At 36.4% G+C, this 21841-nt stretch carries 24 protein-coding genes and 2 pseudogenes; 10 read left to right on the top strand and 16 right to left on the bottom strand.

From position 1 onward, the window contains the following. The first annotated feature begins 150 nt into the window (after positions 1-150). Positions 151-288 (top strand): hypothetical protein, encoded by a 138-nt coding sequence (locus GJU41_RS21140; RefSeq protein ID WP_154319490.1) that lies wholly within the window; start codon positions 151-153, stop codon positions 286-288. A gap of 96 nt (positions 289-384) precedes the next feature. Here the strand turns inward: GJU41_RS21140 and GJU41_RS21135 are convergent, their stop codons facing one another. Continuing rightward, positions 385-936, bottom strand: coding sequence for a GNAT family N-acetyltransferase (locus GJU41_RS21135; protein ID WP_154319489.1), 552 nt, complete (start codon positions 934-936; stop codon positions 385-387). A gap of 188 nt (positions 937-1124) precedes the next feature. On the opposite strand from GJU41_RS21135, the pseudogene GJU41_RS21130 reads away from it, so the two are divergent. After that, positions 1125-2046, top strand: a pseudogene (locus GJU41_RS21130) (NAD(P)-dependent alcohol dehydrogenase). A 168-nt stretch (positions 2047-2214) separates the two neighbouring features. Here the strand turns inward: GJU41_RS21130 and GJU41_RS21125 are convergent. Together GJU41_RS21125 and GJU41_RS21120 are read right to left on the bottom strand one after the other, a co-directional pair. Then, positions 2215-2715 (bottom strand): annotated as a pseudogene (locus GJU41_RS21125) (GNAT family N-acetyltransferase). A 47-nt stretch (positions 2716-2762) separates the two neighbouring features. After that, positions 2763-3299: a P-loop NTPase family protein gene (locus GJU41_RS21120; protein ID WP_154319488.1), complete on the bottom strand. Its 537-nt coding sequence runs from the start codon at positions 3297-3299 to the stop codon at positions 2763-2765. A gap of 111 nt (positions 3300-3410) precedes the next feature. On the opposite strand from GJU41_RS21120, the gene GJU41_RS21115 reads away from it, so the two are divergent. Then, on the top strand, positions 3411-3758 hold the full coding sequence (locus tag GJU41_RS21115) for a hypothetical protein (protein ID WP_154319487.1): 348 nt from the start codon (positions 3411-3413) through the stop codon (positions 3756-3758). A gap of 428 nt (positions 3759-4186) precedes the next feature. Here GJU41_RS21115 and GJU41_RS21110 read toward each other — a convergent pair whose 3' ends face one another. Then, positions 4187-5659: a protein adenylyltransferase SelO gene (locus GJU41_RS21110; RefSeq protein WP_154319486.1), complete on the bottom strand. Its 1473-nt coding sequence runs from the start codon at positions 5657-5659 to the stop codon at positions 4187-4189. 212 nt (positions 5660-5871) lie between these two features. Beyond that, the gene (locus tag GJU41_RS21105; protein WP_154319485.1) at positions 5872-6324 is read right to left on the bottom strand and encodes a VOC family protein; all 453 of its coding nucleotides are present in this window, start codon (positions 6322-6324) and stop codon (positions 5872-5874) included. Positions 6325-6922: 598 nt separating this feature from the next. Here GJU41_RS21105 and GJU41_RS25110 point away from each other — a divergent pair. Further along, positions 6923-7102: a hypothetical protein gene (locus tag GJU41_RS25110; RefSeq protein WP_224771445.1), complete on the top strand. Its 180-nt coding sequence runs from the start codon at positions 6923-6925 to the stop codon at positions 7100-7102. Between the two features lie 353 nt (positions 7103-7455). Here the strand turns inward: GJU41_RS25110 and GJU41_RS21095 are convergent, their stop codons facing one another. From GJU41_RS21095 to GJU41_RS21080, 4 genes are all read right to left on the bottom strand, one after another. Next, positions 7456-7776 (bottom strand): hypothetical protein, encoded by a 321-nt coding sequence (locus GJU41_RS21095; RefSeq protein WP_224771444.1) that lies wholly within the window; start codon positions 7774-7776, stop codon positions 7456-7458. Positions 7777-7865: 89 nt separating this feature from the next. Beyond that, on the bottom strand, positions 7866-8966 hold the full coding sequence (locus tag GJU41_RS21090) for a GerAB/ArcD/ProY family transporter (protein WP_170292873.1): 1101 nt from the start codon (positions 8964-8966) through the stop codon (positions 7866-7868). Between the two features lie 22 nt (positions 8967-8988). Further along, on the bottom strand, positions 8989-10200 hold the full coding sequence (locus tag GJU41_RS21085; RefSeq protein ID WP_154319483.1) for a Ger(x)C family spore germination protein: 1212 nt from the start codon (positions 10198-10200) through the stop codon (positions 8989-8991). Then, positions 10197-11819, bottom strand: a complete 1623-nt coding sequence (locus tag GJU41_RS21080; protein WP_154319482.1) for a spore germination protein — start codon at positions 11817-11819, stop codon at positions 10197-10199. Before GJU41_RS21080 ends, GJU41_RS21085 begins: the two co-directional genes overlap by 4 nt. Positions 11820-11964: 145 nt before the next feature. On the opposite strand from GJU41_RS21080, the gene GJU41_RS21075 reads away from it, so the two are divergent. Continuing rightward, positions 11965-12210, top strand: a complete 246-nt coding sequence (locus GJU41_RS21075) for a YczF family membrane protein (RefSeq protein WP_224771144.1) — start codon at positions 11965-11967, stop codon at positions 12208-12210. A 142-nt stretch (positions 12211-12352) separates the two neighbouring features. Here GJU41_RS21075 and GJU41_RS21070 read toward each other — a convergent pair whose 3' ends face one another. Next, on the bottom strand, positions 12353-13363 hold the full coding sequence (locus GJU41_RS21070; protein WP_154319481.1) for a DUF3231 family protein: 1011 nt from the start codon (positions 13361-13363) through the stop codon (positions 12353-12355). Positions 13364-13579: 216 nt separating this feature from the next. On the opposite strand from GJU41_RS21070, the gene GJU41_RS21065 reads away from it, so the two are divergent. The 4 genes from GJU41_RS21065 to GJU41_RS21050 all read left to right on the top strand — a co-directional run bounded on the left by GJU41_RS21065 (position 13580) and on the right by GJU41_RS21050 (position 17933). Beyond that, a complete protein-coding gene (locus GJU41_RS21065) occupies positions 13580-13780 on the top strand; it encodes a hypothetical protein (RefSeq protein WP_154319480.1) in 201 nt (66 codons plus the stop codon). 378 nt (positions 13781-14158) lie between these two features. Continuing rightward, complete coding sequence (locus tag GJU41_RS21060) at positions 14159-15604, top strand: spore germination protein (protein ID WP_224771129.1); 1446 nt, start codon at positions 14159-14161, stop codon at positions 15602-15604. A 29-nt stretch (positions 15605-15633) separates the two neighbouring features. Next, on the top strand, positions 15634-16806 hold the full coding sequence (locus tag GJU41_RS21055; protein WP_154319479.1) for a Ger(x)C family spore germination protein: 1173 nt from the start codon (positions 15634-15636) through the stop codon (positions 16804-16806). 26 nt (positions 16807-16832) lie between these two features. Next, positions 16833-17933, top strand: a complete 1101-nt coding sequence (locus tag GJU41_RS21050; RefSeq protein WP_224771143.1) for a GerAB/ArcD/ProY family transporter — start codon at positions 16833-16835, stop codon at positions 17931-17933. A 10-nt stretch (positions 17934-17943) separates the two neighbouring features. On the opposite strand, the gene GJU41_RS21045 is transcribed toward GJU41_RS21050, so the two are convergent. From GJU41_RS21045 to GJU41_RS21020, 6 genes are all read right to left on the bottom strand, one after another. Further along, positions 17944-18156 carry a YczF family membrane protein gene (locus GJU41_RS21045; protein WP_070875666.1) on the bottom strand — a complete coding sequence of 71 codons (213 nt, stop codon included), beginning with the start codon at positions 18154-18156 and terminating at the stop codon, positions 17944-17946. Between the two features lie 84 nt (positions 18157-18240). Beyond that, positions 18241-18447 carry a hypothetical protein gene (locus GJU41_RS21040; protein WP_070875667.1) on the bottom strand — a complete coding sequence of 69 codons (207 nt, stop codon included), beginning with the start codon at positions 18445-18447 and terminating at the stop codon, positions 18241-18243. Positions 18448-18803: 356 nt separating this feature from the next. Further along, positions 18804-19004 (bottom strand): hypothetical protein, encoded by a 201-nt coding sequence (locus GJU41_RS21035; protein ID WP_224771128.1) that lies wholly within the window; start codon positions 19002-19004, stop codon positions 18804-18806. A 72-nt stretch (positions 19005-19076) separates the two neighbouring features. Beyond that, a complete protein-coding gene (locus GJU41_RS21030) occupies positions 19077-19466 on the bottom strand; it encodes a hypothetical protein (protein ID WP_070875669.1) in 390 nt (129 codons plus the stop codon). Next, the gene (locus tag GJU41_RS21025; RefSeq protein ID WP_070875670.1) at positions 19466-19837 is read right to left on the bottom strand and encodes a DUF2089 domain-containing protein; all 372 of its coding nucleotides are present in this window, start codon (positions 19835-19837) and stop codon (positions 19466-19468) included. Before GJU41_RS21025 ends, GJU41_RS21030 begins: the two co-directional genes overlap by 1 nt. A gap of 277 nt (positions 19838-20114) precedes the next feature. Next, the gene (locus GJU41_RS21020; RefSeq protein WP_070875671.1) at positions 20115-20468 is read right to left on the bottom strand and encodes a VOC family protein; all 354 of its coding nucleotides are present in this window, start codon (positions 20466-20468) and stop codon (positions 20115-20117) included. Positions 20469-20689: 221 nt separating this feature from the next. Between GJU41_RS21020 and GJU41_RS21015 the strand changes: the two genes are divergently transcribed. Then, positions 20690-21817 carry a CdaR family transcriptional regulator gene (locus GJU41_RS21015; protein ID WP_154319477.1) on the top strand — a complete coding sequence of 376 codons (1128 nt, stop codon included), beginning with the start codon at positions 20690-20692 and terminating at the stop codon, positions 21815-21817. Positions 21818-21841: the final 24 nt, after the last annotated feature.

Genomic DNA, 21841 nt, shown 5'->3' with positions numbered 1-21841 from the left:
GGAAGATTCACACGGTTAAAAAAAGCGCTCTTGAAAAATAGTGTACGAAAGCGGAAAAATTAAAGAAACTCCTTATTGAAGGTATTTTCTTCAAATGCATGGGAAGCTTAAATAAAGATTGTTGAATCTATTTGAAAGGAGTAAATCGTCTTGAAAAAAGAAGGAAAACAAGATAAGCAGCATACTGAAGAACCGCAAGAAGAACTTGAAACAGTGAATGATATCACCAAAATTGAAAATGGCCAGCCCGTTCCTCAGCCAAAAGATTACGATGAAATCGAATATTAATCATTAAAATAAGGGCTGACTAGAAGTGATAAACTTACATGCCAGTCCCCTTTTTATTTTTTCAGCCTTACTTAAAGAGGAGTGATCCTAATAAAATTAACTAAGATTTAGATCTTTTTTTAAAACTGAGTACATATATAAATCATCAAATTTGCCGCAAGTAAATTCATAATGCCTCAGCAAACCCTCTCTTTTAAAGCCTTGCTTTTCTACTAATTTTTGTGATGGGAGATTAGCAGGTTCAATTAAAGCTTCAATTCTTTCTAATTGAAAGTGCAGAAAGCCGTACTTCACAACAGCTCCCATTGCTTCACCGGCTATCCCTTTCCCCCAGTAATCCTTGTTTAATTCAAATCCGGCTTCGGCCCGGTAATGTTTGGCAGCCATATTAAGAAAACCGCAGCTCCCAATCATTTTGTCATAATCTTTTAGAGTGATTCCCCATCTAATTCCTGTTCCTTCTTCATATATAGATTGATACCACTTAATTTCATCCTTTGCATCTTCAACTGTTTGGCATGGATCCAATCCCATATGTTTAACAACATTTTGATCAGATAGATAGCTATATATATCCTCTGCATCATCTAATGTTACTTCTCTTAAGATTAATCTTTTTGTTTCTATTATAGGAAAATCTTTATTCATAGAATTCTCTCCCTTCAAGTCTTAACAGATTGATACTAAATACAATCTCTCACTACAAAGATTAATTTTATTACTTCAGGCATTTGAACGCTAGTTCTTTAAAGATGCTTACAAGTACCATGACATGTTTATGTGCCGTATTTCATAAGCTTAAAATGGTCAGATGAAGGAATTAATGGAGGAAACTTATGAAAGCAATTGTATGCACGCAATACGGATCACCCGAAGTTCTTGAGCTGCGGGATATAATAAAACCTGCTCCCAAGGACAACGAGATATTGGTAAAAGTTCATGCAACAACTGTTACGTCGGGAGACTGCAGAGTGCGAAAATTCGAAAGTCCTATTTTGTACTGGATCCCCATGCGATTATTTTTAGGCATCAGAAAACCAAGAAAGCCTATTTTAGGGGTGGAATTAGCCGGAGAAATTGCTGCAATAGGAAGGAATGTTAAACGATTTAAAGAAGGTGACCAGATTTTTGCGATGACTGGAATGAATTTCGGCGGTTATGCCGAATACACATGTCTGCGCGAAGACAGGATCAGTGGCAATAAAGCCAGTAAATTTGAGCTTTGAGGAAGCCGCTGCCGTTCTTTTTGGGGGAACTTCAGCATTGTATTTTCTAAGAAAAGGAAAGATTCAATCCGGCCACAACGCACTGATCTATGGAGCTTCTGGCGCAGTAGGAACTTCCGCAGTTCAGCTTGCCAAGTCCTTTGGTGCAAAAGTAACCGGAGTATGCAGTACCGCAAATTTAGAACTGGTGAAATCACTTGGAGCCGATAAGGTTATTGATTACACTAAAGAGGATTTTACTGAGGGAGAAGAGCTTTATGATATTATCTTTGATGCAGTCGGGAAAAATTCGAAATCAAATTGCAAGAAAGCACTCACGCCGAATGGAACATACCTCTCTGTAGTAGGGCAAGGGATAGCAAAGGAACGTACTGAAGATTTACTTTTCCTCAAAGAGCTTATTGAGTCTGGGAAGATAAAATCCGTCATTGATCGATACTATCCTCTGGAACAAGTTCCTGAAGCTCACAGATATGTAGATAATGGCCATAAGAAGGGGAATGTAGTTATTACTTTGAATCATACCAGGTAATTCTTAACTAAGTTCTAATCCCTAAAAAGCCTCAGCAAAAAGATTATGATGAAATCGAATATTAATCAATAGAAAAAGAGCTGACTAGAAGTGATAAACTTACATGTCAGTCCCTTTTTTATTTCTTAGCCTTATTTAAAGAGGAATGTTTTTCTTGTCCTAATAAAATTAATTAAGCTTACTATCTTCTTTTATCAATGAATACATATATAAATCATCAAATTTGCCGCAAGTAAATTCATAATGCCTCAGCAAACCCTCTCTTCTAAAGCCTAGCTTTTCTACTAATTTTTGTGATGGGAGATTAACAGGTTCAATTAAAGCTTCAATTCTTTTTAATTTGAAAGTGCTCATAGCCGAACTTCAAGACAGCTTCCAGTGCTTCACCGGCTATCCCTTTTCCCCAGTAATCCTTGCTTAATTCAAAGCCGATTTCAGCCCGATAATGTTTGGCAGCCATATTTAAAAAACCACAGCTGCCTATCACCCTATCAGAATCTTTAAGTGTAATTCCCCATCTAATTCCAGTACCATCTTTGTATATAGAGTGATACTACTAATCTCATCCATTGCGCCATTGACTGTTTGGCAAGGTTCCATCCCCATATGTTTCACAGCATCCTGATCGGATAAATAGGAGAACATATCTTGAGCGTCCTCTTCTGTCACGTTTCTTAAGGTTAATTTTTTGTTTCAAGTTGGAAATTCCTTCTCCATCAACTTTCCCTCCCTTTTAGAGATAAAGTTTCAAGATAAGCGCAAATCTCTTTCTTATTTTTTAAAACAATGACCTTTTTTTCAGAATCCGTTTCTTTGAAGGTCTGGAATCTGGATTCCATCTTTTTCTTTCGGGGATAGTAAGTCGTACAAATGAACTTAATAAAAGCCCAGTCTAACTTTTCCTTGCAATCCTTCCCCATATCAGGCCTGGTCTTCCCAACATTTAGAATCCAGCGTTTAAAAACACGATATAAACAGACAATCAAGGGAAGCTCCAGATAAATGATCGTATCTGCATTCTGAACCCTGATGTCATAGGTATTATGATAATTGCCTTCTATAATCCATTGATTTTGGGCAACAATTTTTTGCTGATCAGCTGTAAATTCTTCTAAAGGAGCTTCCACCCAATTTGGTTTCCAGTATAAAACATCAAGATGATGAACGTTTATATTTAATAGTTCGCCTAATTTTCTTGCAAACGTTGACTTCCCTGCACCTGCTGAGACTCCCATGACCATAATCCGGTTCATTGTTTAATCCAGCTCCTTACTTTTTCAAAAGCAAAATTTCTTTAAATCTATTATTTACTGCATCTGTAGTTGACAACTATACTAATGAAAAATAGTTAATTAGGAGATTCTATGAAAACATATGTACCTTGCCCAAATTGTCCAAAAGCGATAACACTTGATGACTTTGAAGATTTTTCTTCCCCCTTTACGATGAAGTGTCCGTCTTGCAGAACGAAATTAAAAGAAACAAAAGTGACCCTCTATTTATTATTAGGGATTCTGGCAGTCATTCCTATATTTATTTTCTTAACTGAAAATTTAATCACATTGCTGTCTGGTTTCCTGCCTGTCATTGAAAAGATTCCTTCTGTCATCGTATTTTTGGGTCTGATGTATCCTTTGAATGCCGTTTATGAACGAATTAATGGGCTTATTATGTTTGATAAAGGGAATTTACAAGTTAAAAAGCAACAGTAGGAATTGTCCAATAAGTCTCTAAAATGAAGCAGGCAGGAAAAACAAAAGTTATTTCCTGCCTGCTTTTTTCTGTAAGCTTTTTTGTTTTAATACTCTTTGTTAAAAAACTATTAGTGGATTGCAGCGGAAGGAACTTGACTCCTGCGGGAAATAGAGGGAGTTGGAGACCCCACAGGCAAAGCCGAGGAGGCTCCAACCCTCCCCGCGGAAAGCAAGTTCCTGGAGCGGAAAGGAACGGACAATATTTATTCATACTTTGCGAAAACAGACTTTCTGCACAGCCCCTTCACTTTAAACAAATCTCTTCAAAAAAACATCGCGGAAAATTTGACCACAATTTGACTTTGACATTGCTTATTTTAACGCCTGTGTAATAATTAATAGCCCACTTTTATGAAAAGTGGACCTGATAAAAGCTGAAAAATTTATTACGTCCCGCAAAAAGTTCTGAAAGGACCCAATGAATCCGGCGGCAGTGTGCAGAATTCCTCCTGTTCAGGAGAGTGCGCATATGGATTTGAAAGGACTCCCAGCAGTCGCTCCATCACGCTGTAATCGTCTTGTTTCACTGCAGCTTCCAGTGCTTCTTCTACCCGATGGTTGCGGGGGATTACTGCTGGATTGCTGCTCTTCATTAATTGCTTAGAAGATGATTCATCTTCATCCTGCCTGCCAAGTCTAGCCTGCCATAGCTCGTGCCACTGTGCAAATTCTTCAGTCTTAAACAGCGCATGATCTTCAAGGTTATCAATAGTTAAAGCACGAAATGTATTGGTATAATCCGCACGATACTCTTTCATCATACTCAGCAGGTTTTCAAGAAGAGATTCATCTTGCTGCTCTTCATTAAATAATCCGAGTTTTGCTCTCATTCCCGAGAGCCAATTGCGCCGATACAGTTCAATAAATTCTGAAATAGCTTCTTGTGCAAGCTGGATAGCCTTTTCCTCATCGTCATGAAGCATCGGCAACAGGGTTTCGGCAAATCTCGCGAGGTTCCATCCGGCAATATACGGCTGATTTCCATAGGCGTACCGGCCTTGAACATCAATGGAACTGAATACTGTTTCCGGGTCATAGGTATCCATGAAGGCGCAAGGACCATAATCAATGGTTTCCCCGCTAATTGTCATGTTATCAGTGTTCATAACCCCGTGAATAAAGCCAGCCAGCTGCCATTTAGCAATCAGCATTGCATGACGCTTGATCACTTCCTTAAGAAGGGAAAGATATCGGTTCTCATCCTCTTCAACATCTGGATAATGACGCTTTAATGCATAGTCTGCCAAGGACCGAATTTCTTCGGCTGTGCCCCATTTTGCAGCGTATTGAAACGTGCCGAATCGCAGGTGACTTGCTGCCACACGCGTCAGAATCGCACCAGGCAAGGCAGCTTCACGGATGACTTGCTCACCGGTTGACACTACAGCCAAGCTGCGGGTGGTAGGAATCCCAAGAGCATGCATGGCTTCACTGATGATGTATTCGCGCAGCATCGGTCCAAGTGCCGCCCGGCCATCTCCCCCGCGGGAATATGGCGTTCTGCCTGAACCTTTAAACTGAATATCAACCCGCTTACCTTCGGGAGTAATCTGCTCACCAAGCAGCATCGCACGTCCGTCCCCCAACATGGTAAAGTGGCCGAATTGATGCCCGGCATATGCTTGAGCAAGAGGGAATGCACCTTCAGGAATCTGATTTCCGGCAAGCGACGCTGCTCCGTCTTCACTTTGAAGAGCCTGAATATTCAACCCAAGTTCAGCTGCCAGCGGGGCATTAAGAATGATTAGTTTCGGTGAACTTACAGGGTTAGGTTTGACACTGGTAAAAAAAGAGTTGGGCAGATTGGTGTAACTGTTGTCAAAATTCCATCCTGTATTTAATTCTTTTTTGTTTGTCATCGTATCTCCTTCTCTTCTATTTGTCTTATCAATATGATTCAGAGTGATTAATCACGAAAACAATTGGATTTATGTTGTGTAAGCTCTAGTTCACTCCATAGTATCCTATCCAGGCATTATTTTCACTCACCATGATGAAAAAAACTTCGTATATGGTTAGTGACACCATTGGCGATGAATTATTACTGAAATATTCCTTCATACAAATATGATTACTTAATCGTTTCCCATTCACTTAAATACATAACATCTTTTTCTACATTCTTCTTTTCAGCAAGTAAGCAAAGAAATTCCAATGAATTCCCGTCAGGATCATTAAAATAAAGATTAGCAGATGGTGTCCAAGTATGAACCATGGGTTCATATGGTTCAAGACCAAAACCGGATCTTGGGCTAATCCCCTTATCCAGAAGCCACTCCCTTGCATGAATGATAGCTTCATAATTAACCCTAAATGCAAAATGGCTTTTGTGAAATTCTTCTTCTGATACCTCCCATACACCAAGCATTTGTTCTTTCTTTTTCCTTTTATCAAACCAAAAGAATGCCACGCGGCGCTCTTCAATATAATGTGCCAGATCTAATCCCAGTTTTAAATAGAATTCTATTGCTGTTTCTAGTTTTTTTGTTTGAACATGAGTTTCATACAGAGTTCCTGGAAACATTCTATAACCCCTCCTTTTTCCATATTGTAACAAATAAACCTTGAATGCTGATCGTCCATTCGTCTGATCAAATGTACGTTTTTAGTTGGAAAAGAGCAAAAATATTCTTATTCACTTTCACTTTTGTATTAGAATATAATTAGAGTTCATTTCGAATTAGCAAACATGATCAATGCTTTGAGCCTTTATACAGCTAGGATTCCCAGGTATCTAACTTCAAAAAATAAAAGGAGTGAAAAAATGAACTTGCATTATGAAATAATCCCTGATAATGAAATTGAATGCTGCAGGGAGATATGCAACGAACTTATGGTTTTTCAAAAGTCGAAATCATACATAAAACCGGAATTGTTTGACAGCATGAATTTTGAGACACGGCTTCTCCCCTCAATAAAAAAAGCCTTAAATAATTACATTGTGTTAGTAAAAGATGAAGAAAAAATAGTAGGTTATGTCTATTCAAATATCTCCGCTAAAGAGGCATGTTCAAATGAATTCGCCACTTTTTTCGATCTTTCTTCTGTTAGCCGAAAAAATGTAGGATGCCTTTCTTAAAGAAGAGTACCGACAGTATGGGGTTGGATCCAAACTTTTCAATATGTCGATGGAATGGCTGAAGCAATTTGATGATATCGAAGATTATTTTATCTTTGTTTCAAATGGCAATGACAACGCCCTGGAATTCTACAAACGCAAAGGATTTTCTGTCAGCCATGATATATTGGATGGATTTATTACGGTTTTACGCAGTAAAAAGCAGGTTGAAAAATTCAAATAAAACCTTATAAAGGCCTCGAAGCAAACTGGATACGCCTTTTAACGGGTTCCGTTTTAAGGGAGAAACCAACAAAATGCAGTAGAAAATGGGTACTAAATTGCACAGCAATTTGTATCCGTTTTTTTGTTGATTTAAGGCTTTAAAACTGTCTTGCTACATATTTAGCAGTGCAAAGTGTAAGGTGTTTTTTAGAGGTGGAACAACTTTATGTTTATCCTGCAAATTGTTACGTAATAGTCTTGCAAATTTATCCTAGAGCAAAAAAAGCTCAGAGTTTGTACTCCGAGCCAATAATAATAAAGATGGTTCCTCCGCAATAGCCCCCGTTAATTCAATAAGCAGTAATGCTCTAGTTAATGTGCCGTTGAATGATTTGCAAGATAAAAAATCATAAATATACTAAAACCACTTAGAAAGATTAGACTTAAATTAAACACTTTTCTCCAAAATCGCCCTAGGAAGTATATATTCACTAAAAAATAATAGACAATAGCACTTCCAAAAATAAACAATAAAAATCCTTTATATTCATTCGAAGGAATTGGATTTGTTACACTTGTTAAAGCTGAACCTCCAAAAATGAATGCACCTATTAAATTTAATAACTTTCTTAAACTCATTTCTTTTTTGGTTACTATTTCAACAATACGAGACGATTGAATATTAGTTTCCAATAATATCCCCCCTGCTTATTTAGTTTAGTAATTACATTATTCAAAAATCCTGCCCTTTACTTCAATAAAAAGTGGCGACACTTTAACCTTTACTTCCTGTTTTTAAGTTTGTTTTTAATTAAGGCAATGCCTAGAAGGAATACTGGAATAATCACCTGAAAAGGAATATGCAAATATAGTGTAACAATCTTGAAACCTTCTTGCAGGTGGCCGGAAAAATTGCTTGCCATTGTGATTGACATAATCAAAATGACGAGACCTATTGGATAAACCATGCGGGAAGGTTCCCTGATGTTAAACAAGTTTGAAGTTCCTGTAACAGCTGCATAACAGAAGACGCTGATTTTAATGAAACCTCCGATAATGAGGGCAACCATAAAATAAACATCAAGCCGTTCCAAAAAATCTGCTACCTGAATCGTTTGAATCGTAGTAAGAAGAGGGAATGTGGAAATCGACGTATAGTCTACACCAAGAACACTAATATTAAATGCCATAACAATGGCTAAGTTTATCCCACTTAATCCCAAAGCTGATATAACGGTAATTCTCGCCATTTTCGATTTATTTAAATAAGGCAAAATCATGCTAAATACGATCACTTCTCCAAAAGGCACATATATGGTTTGGGTATACGCGGCTTTTATAACCGGAAAAATACCCTCTGCAAGTACTGGCTTTAAGTTATTTATCTCGATTAACCCTGAGGCTAAAACAAGGATAAAACCTGAAATTGCGAGCAAGTACATTAAAACAAACAGCAATTCCCCTGTTCTTGCCAATACCTCAATTCCTTTTCGAACAGTATAGACAACAACCAGAGTCAATAATGCGTTAATGATGAATAAGGGTGTTTCTGGATAAGCAAACGTTAATAATAACTCTCCAAAGTCCCGCAATACTCTTGCAGCGAGATAAGCAAAATATAAAATATACAGGAAGGCCAGGATCGCGCCGAGAACTTTTCCAAGTATTTTTTGAACATATTCTGTTGGAAGGACATCAGGATACAAATGATATAGACCGTGATAGACCAGAAATAGAGCTATACCGCCCGCCATTCCAATCAAAACGGCTAACCAGGCATCCTGTTTGGCATCAGTTGCAAGCGGAAACAATAGAACACTACCCAGTTCGAACAGCAAGACAAGGACAAACAGCTGATAAGAGCTAATTTTCGCTTTCTCCACCGGATTGTCACTTCCCTTTTGATTATTTATCCAATTCAGATAATTGGGGCTTTTTTATCATGCCTGTTCTGCGAATAAAAGCATCAACTTTCACATCTACCTTTATTTCTGAAAAGTGTACATCGTTCCAATCATTTTTTAACTTTTTCCATTCTGCCGGGTTTGAGCGGTATACTGCTTCACCAAATCCAAAGATATCTGTTTGGTCTTCTTTTGCTAATTGGACAGCCTCTTTGATTTCATTCTTAATTTCTTTTTCTATCACTTTTTCTATTTCGAATATAACAGCAGGATCATTAAGATTGACAGGTACAGATGCCTCTCCAATATCTCCTTCTGCCCGCACTTTAATGGAAATTTGCGGACGGTTATTTTTAAAGACAGCAGAAACTTCGGTTTTTTGACGGACTACCTGATATGCGATTGCATTTTTTTGTTTCTTCCAACTGACATTTATATCTGTCGTTTTGATTTTATCAAGCATCCATAAAATTCCTCTTGCAGGTTTTTCTTGATACCAATTAACCAGCTTGCCCTCCTTAAATATTGCAAGGCCATCGGCTTGAAGAATTGCATCCAGAGCAGTTTGTTGGATATTTTCCATCTTTCTTCCTTGTTCTTTATTGCCCACTAAGCGAAAACCGCTAATCACAGGTTCATTTCCTGAAGATAGAAGTTTTTTTAAAGCATCTTGAATATTGACATTCAAATGCTCCCCCCACCGGCTTTCAGTAAATTTTAAGGTTTTAATTACTTTATTTGCAGGAATTTTATCCACCGCTGTTAATGTCTTTACAATATCAGAAGCATCAGTATCATGGGCAATTACAACAGTTGCGGTAGATCTAAATTCAGGGTCCCTTATAAAAGCGTCAAACAATTTATTTATCCCTTCTTCTTTTGCAAGTTTCTCATTGAGGACCAACAAGTTCGTATGTGAATAATATAGTCTTCGCGAAATTATGGTTGATGCACGTCTGCTCATTTCAACCAAATTATCACCTGTAGCGGTAAAGACTGTAACGGAAGGCCCCTGTCCGCCTCCGCCACCTTGAACACCTCCTGTCACATTTGCTGGATTAATAATCTGAAATGTGCCGACATACTCACCTTCATCATTTTTATCAATACCCAGAGCTGAAATTAATGCCAGATCATTTAATTCTTTTGTGCTCCAGCATCCTGAGAGAATCGGTATTATGATCAAGAGAAGAAATATTGCTTTTAGATTCATTCGGATCGTCCTTCTTTGAACTTAATATTCACCATTCCTCGTTTTTTAGGCGGGGCCGGCTTCTGGTCTTCCCCTATTCTGTCAATATTTTTAGAGATTAATTTTGGTCTGTCTTTTAAAAACCACCATGGCAAACGAACAATGGTATCACCTGTATTCGTCGGAATAAAGGGTGCAAACGGTGCCATATAGGGTACACCAAAAGACCGTAAACCGCATAGATGAACAATCAACATAATAAATGACAGGATAATTCCATAAAAACCGAATGTAGCAGCACTCAGCATGATGATAAAACGTATCAAACGAGCAGAAATGGCTATAGCGTATGAAGGTGTAGCAAAACTTGCTATCGCAGTGATGGCTACTATAATTACCATGGCTGGTGATACGATACCTGCCTGTACAGCTGCCTGCCCAATGACAAGGGCTCCGACTATTGAGATTGCCGATCCAATTGCTTTTGGCATTCGTATGCCAGCTTCCCGTAAGATTTCAAATGTCACTTCCATGATGATTGCTTCAACAAGAGACGGGAACGGTACGGCTTCACGCTGAGCGGCAACTGCAATTAAGAGAGATGTAGGAATCATTTCTTGATGGAATGTGGTAGCACCAACGTAGGCAGCAGGAGCTATCAAAGATATAAAAAAAATTAAGATACGCAAGAGCCGTAAAGCAGATGCAATATCAAACCGAACATAATAATCTTCTGCTGACTGAAAAAACTGAATAAATAATGCTGGTGCTACCAGTACGAATGGAGTGCCATCTACAAATATCGCCACTCTTCCTTCCAGGAGATTTCCTGCTACCATATCTGGTCTTTCAGAATGGTAGAGTGTCGGAAAAGTAGTAAATGTCTGATCTTCAATCATCTGTTCAATATAGCCAGACTCCAGAATGCTGTCGATGTTAATCTTTTCCAGACGTTTTCGAACTTCATCAATAATCTCTTCCTTAGCAATACCATTGATATACATCATTACAACATCAGTGTTTGTAACGGTACCCATTTTCATAGGTTCTACCCATAAGTTTGGATTTTTAATAATTCTTCTTACCATCGCTGTATTTGTACCGATTGATTCGGTAAAACTTTCTCTGGAACCACGCACTGCAATCTGTGTTCCAGGCTCCAGGATTGAGCGTCTCTCCCCGCCTTTTGTACTTGCACTTAATCCTGTATTCGTACCGTTTATTAAAATAATAGTATCTCCAGACATTAGGGATAATAACAGTTCATCCCAATTCCTAAGCTGTTTTACATTGCCTATAGGAATGATCTTATCCGCCAAGATGTCTGCGATTTTTTCATAGTAATCGATTCGTTCTTTTAAATCTATATGATTCATAATTGAATCCATTAAAAAATCGTTAATGGATTTGTTATCTACAATACCCTCAATATAAACAATTGCAGCTCTAATTTCAGGATCCTGACTGATTTTCACCATCCTGATAACGACATCTGAGCTGTTTCCTGTTTTTTGTTTAATTGCTGAAATATTTTTTTCCAGATCCATATCCAGGAACTCTGGAAGCTCCTGATCTTCATTAGAATTAATTGGCTTTTCATTCATTTTTTTAGGTTTCGGTTTTTTGAAAAATGAGGGCATATTATATTAAGACCTTTCTTTTCTTTCTTTTCATTTTTTATGATTTTCAACGAACGTTAATGTTATGCAGTATTTAGTATTTTTTTCCTAATGTTATGGAAATTTGATAAAAAAAATAGGCAGTGGAGAGTGATAAATAGTGAAAATGTTTGGTGTTCCACTAATTATGTTAATAATGTTAACCGGGATTTCATTTGGGATAGACATGCTTCAAGGCTTTGAATTAAAGACATCACTGCTTAATGCTGTCAATCCCTTTCTAGTAATGGAAACTCCAGAATTAGCTGTTTTCATTTTTTTTCTGTTTTTATTTGTTCTGGATGGCTTTTTCGTCTATTACAAAAAAAGAAAGAATAAAACTAATTATGCCAGCCAGAAACCACAATCCTGAATCTCACCATGGGATATTCAAAAGCAAATATAAGTAAAAATCGTTAACCGCTTAAATAGAATGAAAAAAAACATCCCCGCAAGGATGCCTCTGTCGCTTTCATATAAAATCAAAATAGGAAGCTGTGTTCCCATTATAATTCTCATCTTTTTGTCAATTGACTTCGATCTTCTACATGTGGCGGTTCTTCCATCCAACCATTTTTGACCATAATTTTTCCACCTTGTTTTGCAAAATCAAAAATATTTTTTGCAAGAATCGCCATTTTCGCAGGTAGATCACTTCGTAAACTAAAGGCACCGCCAAGTGCATTACTTCCGAGTCCAAATGTACTTAACAAACTGGTATTATACATCATTAATTTATCAGAAAAAGGTGCGATAGTTGAACTTGTTGCTTTTCCTGCATGAGTGGCTGGTGGTTCAATATAGTCTTGCCGTAAAAATTCACCTAACGATGTTTCAATTTTCTTTGCGAGTTCCATTCCCTTAATAAAATGATTTCGTACCTCTTGATTATGGGCTACTTGAGCAAACCCGATCATTAATTGCATCCCCGTGAGGTTTGTCTCAATCGAATGATGAATAAGAGAGATCTCAATAGTGTTTAAAGATCTTTTATTACTAAACCAATCCAAATTGGACATATAACTTTTATCCTTTACAAATTTCACTTCTTTTGGCATCGAAACATATGGGGGTCGAGAAAGGACCCCAGTTTCTAAAAGAATATTTGTGGTTTGATCATATGCTTCTTGTGCTTCCGATGTTAAACGTCTGAAAAATTTTCTTAAATCTTGACGGTAAGACATAGTCGAATATAGCGCGTAAAGATTAGTTCCTACTTTAGCCATCATGTGTAAATACATGACATCATACATATAGTCGAATAACTTGGGAGCCCCTTTATTCACATCATTTTCAGTAAAACCAACTGGAATAGCCGCACCTTCCTGTTGAAAAATAGATATCACAAACTCTGCACTTTCAGTACATCTTTCATAATAAGATTGAAGAATTTGACGCGTTTCGTCTGTTTCAACGTATTCCAGAAAGTATTCCAGAAATCTCATAATCATTGTTTTTTCTTGATACGTCATCCACAAGTTCCCTAGTTCTGAAGAAGTAATTGGTATTTGATTTGAACTACTCATCTTTTCATCTCCTAGCCCATCTGTTTTTATTAAATTTACCAATTGGAAAAATTTTATGAATCAATCTATTTTTAAATATCCAATTAGTGAAACATAAATTCAATAGCGGCATGTCTTGACTATTACTGGAGAGAACACGGTTCAGGACAAGTAACCAGAAGAGAAATACTGCTCCATTGTAATTATTATGCACTTTTGACGAAGATTCTTACTTAATTGAATTTAGAATCTATCTTTGAAGTAGTGAGAATCAGACAGGAAATCAGAGATGCAAAAGAAGTTTTTGCCGCATACAAGATAACTTCCACAATGGATGCAGAAAAGCTTGCGGCATCCTATCGTCCAATAGTAAATCCTAACAGAATGATTAAGTCTACTCCCATATTTGGGTGTGGTTTTTTAGAAGGGGTTGAATGATGACAAATATCAAAGATACGAATAAAATTGTAAACGATTCAAAACTCTCTAGTTTTTGCACTTATACAAAGTTATATTTTATATAAAAAGGCGGGTCCTCTTCCAAAAAAAAATGGAAGGGACGACGCCTTTTTTTGATAGGTATTCACCTAGTAAGAAAAGAAAAACAGCAATATTATATTTGCTTCAAGCAGCTGCCGGTAATAGTCCATGAAGGAGTCTTTTGACTTTATATACTCTTTCTATATTCACTCAAATCTAATTTTGGATATCATTTCAGAAGAAATTATCAGCATAAATCCCCTTTCATATTTTAAAATAATTCAGGGAAACATAATAAGGTTCAAATAATTGGATTTTATCAAAAGGGGAATTAACGTGTTTCGGAATAATAATGTCTTTCAAATTAGTGAGAATCTAGATGAAAACATAAAAAACCTTGAAAGAGAATTTGGAAAAAGCGCTGATTTATCAATAAGGAAACTCAATTTCCCTAAAAATCTATCCATCATACATATCGAAGGAATGGTTGACGAACAAAGTGTAAATGAAAACGTGGTCACGCCAATTATTCAATATCTTAAAGAAATCGAAAACTTGGGAAACACAATAGATATAGCAGATCATCTTCTTGAAGTTATATCTCTAACCTCCATTAATCTTATTTTACAATGGTCAGATCTCATAGATGGCATATTAGAAGGAAAAACTATGATTTTGATAAATGGAAATAATAAAGCAATATCTCTTGGAACACAAAAAATTCAGTCCCGGCCCATTTCTGAACCAACCACTCAAACAGTCATTAAAGGACCAAAGGACAGTTTCACGGAAGATATAAGTACAAACATTGCATTAGTTCGTACTCGAATCCAAAATTCTAAATTAAGACTTGAACGTAAAAAAATCGGACGTATAACTAAAACAAGTATCGCCATTATGTATATTGAAGAAATTGCTGATAAAAAAGTAGTTAAGGAAGTTATGTCTCGGCTTAGCAAAATAGAGAGTGACGGAATTCTTGAATCCAACTATATAGAAGAAGCAATTCGCGACAATAGAAAAACCATTTTTCCTCTTCTGCAAAATTCAGAAAGACCTGATGTAATTACAGCAAATTTATTAGAAGGCAGGGTAGCTATATTCATTCAAGGAACTCCATTTGTCTTAATTTTACCTGTATATCTCATCCAATTTTTTCAATCACCAGAAGATTATTATGAAAACAATATTTTGAGTTCTTTTTTACGATTAATGAGAATTGGCTCATTTCTCGTAAACCTGTATGCATCCTCTATCTATTTGGCTTTAATTACACACCATCATGGGCTAATACCAACTACTTTAATAGTTTCGCTAATGGCACAAAGAGAAAAGGTCCCCTTTCCGGCAATCGTCGAATTATTAATTATGGAATTGGCCTTTGAAGTCCTAAGAGAGGCTGGAGTGCGTATGCCCAGAGCAATCGGCCCTGCTGTTTCCATTGTTGGAGCCCTCATTTTAGGACAAGCAGCAGTTGAGGCTGGATTTGTTTCTGCTGCAATTGTTATTATTGTTGCCACATCTGCTATTAGCAGTTTTACCATCCCGAATACAAACATAGTGAATGTGGCAAGAGGATTGCGGTTTATCATTATTTTAAGTTCAGCATTTATTGGTTTTTACGGAATTATACTCATCTCATTATGTATTTTAATGCATATTTGCAGCTTGCGATCGTTTGGTATACCTTATTTCGCCCCTTTTGCTCCTTTTAGAATAAGAGACCAAAGAGATGCTTTAATTCGTTTTCCAATCCATTCATTGCTAAAGAAATCAAAATAAAGTCTATTAACTATAAGAAGGGATCAAAAATGAAGAAACTTTTCACATTGGTATTGTGCATGATGCTGCTCATGGGATGTTCCAACTATAGAGAATTAAATGAAGTAGGGTTGATTATAGCGATGGGAATAGATAAATCCCTTAAAAATAATGATGGTTACCGAGTTACCTATCAAGTGATAAATCCAAGTCAGATTTCTGGGGACACTTCAACCGGAATACCAGTTAGTAATTATTCTATAGAGGCTAGGTCATTATTTGAAGCATATACGATGGCATCAGCGATTATTCCAAGAGAGAATACGGTCTCACATTTAGGTGTCATCATTATTAGTGAAGCGGTAGCAAGAGACGGACTTAATTTAATGTTTGACGGCCTAGAACGCGGTGAAACGGCAAGAACGTATATGCCTGTTTTTATTGCAAGAGGTTCGACTGCTGAAAATGTTTTAGGGGTAGTTGAACCTATTGAATCAAATCCTACAAAAAGCATTATCAGTACAAGTGAAAACAATCAAAAATTGTATGCTATTTCAAAGGTCACGCCTGTACATGAAGTCATTTCTGCGTTATCTTCCGAAGGTACAGACCTTTTGTTAACCGGGGTTAAATTAAATAAGGAATTATCGTCTAAAAACCAAAACGACAATTTGCAGGATATAAAACCAACCATTATAGAAGTAAATGGTTTGGCGATTTTTAACAAAGATAAATTAGTTGATTGGTTAGATGGAGAACTGGCACGTACTGCTCATTTAATCCTGTCAGAAGTAGCTATTACTTCCTTCCCACTATTATGTGATACAGATAAGTATATAACGCTTGTGATCAAAAAAAGTAAGAGCACGCTTCAAACGGTTTTAGACCCACGTCCCACTTTAAAGGTTACTATCACATTGAACGGTGATATTGGTGAAACAAATTGCAATATTAATATTAACAACATAAAAGTATTAAACAATTTAGAAGAAAAACTAAAAAAGGAAGTCCAAAGCCAAGTAAAGAAAACCATTCAAATCTCACAAGATGCAGGTACAGATGTCTTTGGATTTGGAAATAATCTATCAAAAGAAAACCCTCAATATTGGAAAAAACATAAAAAAGAATGGAATAAAATATTCACCAGTGCAGAAATCGATGTTCAAGTAAATGCTTCTATCAGTGATTCAGGTCTGCTAACGAATCCATATGAAGAAAAATAAGCAAAGAGGTGATACGTTTGTCAAAAATGCAAATAAATGGCTTTCAATTATTTTGTACGATGGTTCTTTTCATGTTTGGTACTGCCATTTTTTTAGATTTAGGCAGTGGAGCAAAACAAGATGCATGGATCGTAACTCTTATCTCGCCTATAATAGGACTGCTATTATTTATTGTCTATTTACAGCTCCATAAGCGTTATCCGCAATTAACCTTTACAGAGTATGCAAGGAAAATTTGGGGAAAGTACATCGGCAGTATAATTGGTTATCTTTACATCATTTATTTTATTTACATAGCTTCAAGAGTCTTACGAGACTTTGAAGAATTAGTCATTAGTTCTGTTTATAATAAAACGTCGATTATTACTATTGGTATTTGTATGATGTTTGTTTTAATCTACACCGTTAATTTTGGAATAGAAGTTTTTACAAGAGCAGCCTGCATATGTTTTTTTGTAGCTGTTTTCACTTTAGTAATAATAGATATATTGTATATCATTGGTGACTTAATTCATTTGGATAATGTGAGACCCATACTTGCTGAAGGATGGAAGCCAGTCATTAAAGAAATCATTCCATTAAATATAACGGTTCCTTATGGAGAATTAGTCATATTCTCTATGATATTCCCTTATTTAAATAAACAGACGAATTTATTGAAGGTTGGCAGTATGGCAGTTGTATTTGTAGGGTTATTTTTAACATTAAACACACTATTGTTAATTTGCATCCTGGGAACTGATGTGTTATCGAGATCTGCATTTCCTGCACTAACAGCAGTCAGTTATATTAATATCGCTGGATTTATCCAGCGTATAGATACCTTTATTATACTATTAGTTGTTATCTTGGCATTTATAAAAATTGCAGCCTTTTTCCTCTGTGCAGTAATCGGAATGAACAATCTGTTCAAATTAAAACCTAATTTGATTTCAACCTACTTCGCAGGATCCATTATTTTCCTTTCGTCGATTTTGATTGCTCCCGGTTACCAAAGTCATTTAGATGAAGGACTTAAAATCGTACCGTACCTTCTACATGTCCCTTTTCAAATCGTTATTCCCCTTCTGTTATTACTTACTGCATTCATAAGAGGAAGAGGAAAAGCAAAACAAGGTACTGGATAAAAAAAAGAAGTTATTTCTTACCGCGAATATGCGACCAAAATAACCAAAAAAAGAGAATGATAAAAACAGCAATAAGAAAATAATCCTCTCCTCTTGCTAATTTTAAAATATTTTTAAGATTAAACAAAGCTTCAAGAGTCTCATTGCCTTGGATAATATCTATAAACAAAATTAGAATGATAGTACCCATTAATAAGAAAATAAACATGCTTAACATGCGCATATAATTCACCCTTATTATGGAGATTTTTTCAGGAAAGAAAAAATGAAACGATTTGAACATGTTAATTAGGATTAACATGTTTTATTATTTATAACCAAGGTCAAAAATATTAATAAACCTATAAACAACTAATAGGCGGAAAATACATGCTGTGATAATCTTCAGAGAACATTTAATTGCTTCCATCAACCTAGGCATATCCCTAGTAAAGGCTGACCATTCTACATCATCATACAATGCTTTGACCGCTTGAACTTCTAGTTGAGTAGTTTCTTCAAATGTGATTGTCATACTAACGCCTCCTTCATTTTAACTTTCTGCGGGAGACATTTATTCGTAACGTCACCACTTATATCACCTCAACAAATTACAGCCATTATTAAGAGTATAAAATAGAATTCAATAAAAAGAGCGTCACTCCCTTCTTGGACTAACGCCTCCAATTGTTGAATATCATCTATCTTGTCTTATCGAAGAAAAGCGACCTTTAGTGGAAAATGGGTGCTATAGTCAGTATTGGTACTGAACAGAAAATCAGAAAAACACTGTTAGTTTCTTATATTGGCTGAATGCTATTTCTAATCCTATAGATTAGGCACAAAAAGACGAAGCTGTTTCCATTAAAAAATGCGATGTAGAAGTTTTAGTTAAAGCTTTACTTCTACCTCTGTTCCATCCTTCAATTTCGTTTCAAAAAGGATAACTCCACTGTGCTTTGAAAATCCCTGCAGCAGCGGCTTCAAATCATTTCTTTCAATTTCCGGGAAGATGAATTTGCTGCCATCCTTTTCAATTGCTCTATTTATTAGGCGAATAATCCTTTTTGATGTAATAATAAAACTAGCCAAATTTAAAACCTCATAGGGAACGGGAATGGAGAATCGTTTATCCTTTACTTTCACCCTGACTTTTAACATAATCTACTCAATTACCACAAAAACTTTATCACCATTGGCCGAGTTGATGTCAACAATCTGTCCGTCCAATTCGTTTTCAATTGCTTCGATGAGCAGGTCAACGTTAATATCTTTTACATATTTTTCTGCCTCAGGTATTTTTTCAGCAATATTTGTACCTACTTTTAAAACAGCCTTTACCAGATTAATCGGTAAATTCACATTTACATTATCACCTTCATCGGAGGTCACACGAATCTTTAACATTTTATATCCATATGGGACTTCTTTTTTTATTGTCACTGGCTCCGGCTGATCTTTACCTTGTAAAATAGTAATTAATTCACTTGCTTTTTCCTTATCAATCTTTCCTTCCTCCATCAGCGTTAAGACTCTCGAAATTTCATCCTTCATTATTCTTCCCCCTCTTTTAATAACTGAATGGCTTTCTCTGCCGTAATTTTGCCTTTTTCCAATAACGATACAATTTTTTTCTTATCCACTTCCGGTTTCTTTTGAGAGGAATATCCCAAAGCAGAGATAATTTCATCTAATTTTCCTCTGACAGTCGGATAGGAAATTCCGAGCTCCTTCTCGACCTCTTTAATATTTCCACGGCATTTAAGAAAAATCTCAATAAAATGCAGCTGTTCCTGACCGAGAGCCGCCAGTCTTGAAACTTCAAATTCATTTTCTACCGTTGTCTGGCAATGGTTACACTGCAGCTTAGTAATTTTAAGCGCCTTCCTGCAAACAGGACAATTAGTGAGTAAAGGATATGCCATACTGTTCTCCTTTCTTTCGTTTAATCATATCTTACACCATACCTTTCAATTTTTAAATAATCATTTAAAATTATTTATTAAAATTTATATTTTTATTCAATAAGTTAACTTACACATTAAATAATTTAATTTATTGTTCATTTAAATTAAAGTAAAAAACAGACTCACTGGAGAGTCTGTCTGATTGTCGAGAAAGGGATAAGAGCCTAGTTGACACTTAAGAAAAGTTCTTCGATAAGCTGGTTCTTCAATTTAATGGCCCGATTGTTGATATCAATTAACACTTACAAATCATCAAATGATTTCCATCTGGATCTTTGAAATTAAAATAATGATGATGTTCAATTTCAGATATAACATCAACCTTCTTTTTCTTCATATAGGTATAGGCTTCCTCAATATTTTCTGTATTGAAATGAAATAAGGGAGTTTTTATTATGTTTTGTTCTGAATAAATCTTGCTGTCTAAAACGATCCCAGTACTCTTCATAGGCATTACGTAAATATGGCCGAACTGTATTTCTCCATCAGTTTCTAAACCTAAAAGATCACAATACCAATCTCGTGCTTTCTCGATGTTTCTAACTGGAATAAAGACCGTTCCGATTTGATTTAAAATAGGGCTGTTCACATAAGACACCTCCATAATTATTTTTCAATGTGCACTAATCTATTACATTCGCTATTTTATTCAACTAGCCTGCTAATAACTTTGAAAAAAGGGATTAACCATACAATTGCTCCTTGTATAGTTGAACTATTTACCCACTCCCTTTCAAAATTCCTTTCATACTCATGAAACACTTTAAACATGCTAAAATATACACACCAATTAATACTGGAGGAAGCACTTTGATCAGACCTTCGTTAGCTAAAAGCATCATTTCAGAAATGAACCACCTTATAGATGAAGAGTTAATTGTGGCAGATACAAGCGGGACGATCATCGCAAGTACAGATGAAAACAGAGTAGGCACGTTTCATGAAGGAGCGCTTATTTGCTGCCGCGAACAACGGAAGCTCATTATTACAGAGAAAGATCATAAAGTGCTGGCCGGGGTCAAATCAGGTATTAATTTGCCAGTTTTCTTCCAGAATCAAATTGCAGGAGTCATCGGGATTACCGGAGATCCGGACAATGTTTCCCCATTTGGAGAAATTCTGAAAAAAATGACCGAGCTTCTTATGAATGAACGGTACTATTCTGAGCAGTTTGAATGGCGAACCAGGGCTCTTGAAGCTTTCGTTTTTGACTGGATCCAAAAGTCCGAATGGTCTGAGGCATTTTTGAATCAGGCAGAACTCCTTGGAATTGACCTGTCTGCGGACAGGCAGGTCATGATTGGCCACTGTACAGGACGCGAAGATGCGCTGATTAGCCAGGAAATTTTGAATGACATCATGCAGACATTCATGAACGCGAGTACAGATGTGTTTGTCCGTTGGGGCAATGACCGCTTTGTGATCCTGCAGGCGGCAAAGGAGAACAAAGAACGCACCCGGCAATTTGCCATCCAAATCAGCCGTTATTTAAGTGAAAGATATCAGCTTAAGATCTCCATGGGGGTTGGGCAACACTCTGCAGCAGCAGAAGTTTATCGTTCATTTGAACAGGCTGACCGTGCTTTAACAGTAGCCAAGAACACGAATTCAATTGTTTTTGATGAGGAATTGCGTCTGGAAATGCTCCTGAAGGACATCAAAAAAGATACCAGAGAAGAGTTTGTGAGCCGGACCATCGCACCGATCATACTAGATCGGGAATTACTGGATACTTTAAAGACATTTCTTAACCATAACCAATCCTTCAAACATACGGCAGATCATCTTCATATTCATATCAACACCCTTCACTACCGTTTAAAGCGTATTGAGCAGCTTACAGGATTAAACCCGAGACATTCTGAAGACCTGACTGCTTTGTTTCTTGCCTTTTTCTTTTTAGATGATTATCCAAAAAATGAACCAAATACCCTTTAAACCTTGTAGGATTATCCATAGTTT

The organism is Metabacillus idriensis (genome assembly GCF_009674765.1).
Classification (GTDB): Bacteria; Bacillota; Bacilli; order Bacillales; family Bacillaceae; genus Bacillus_P; species Bacillus_P idriensis.
This window is presented reverse-complemented; position numbering and strand designations above follow the sequence as displayed.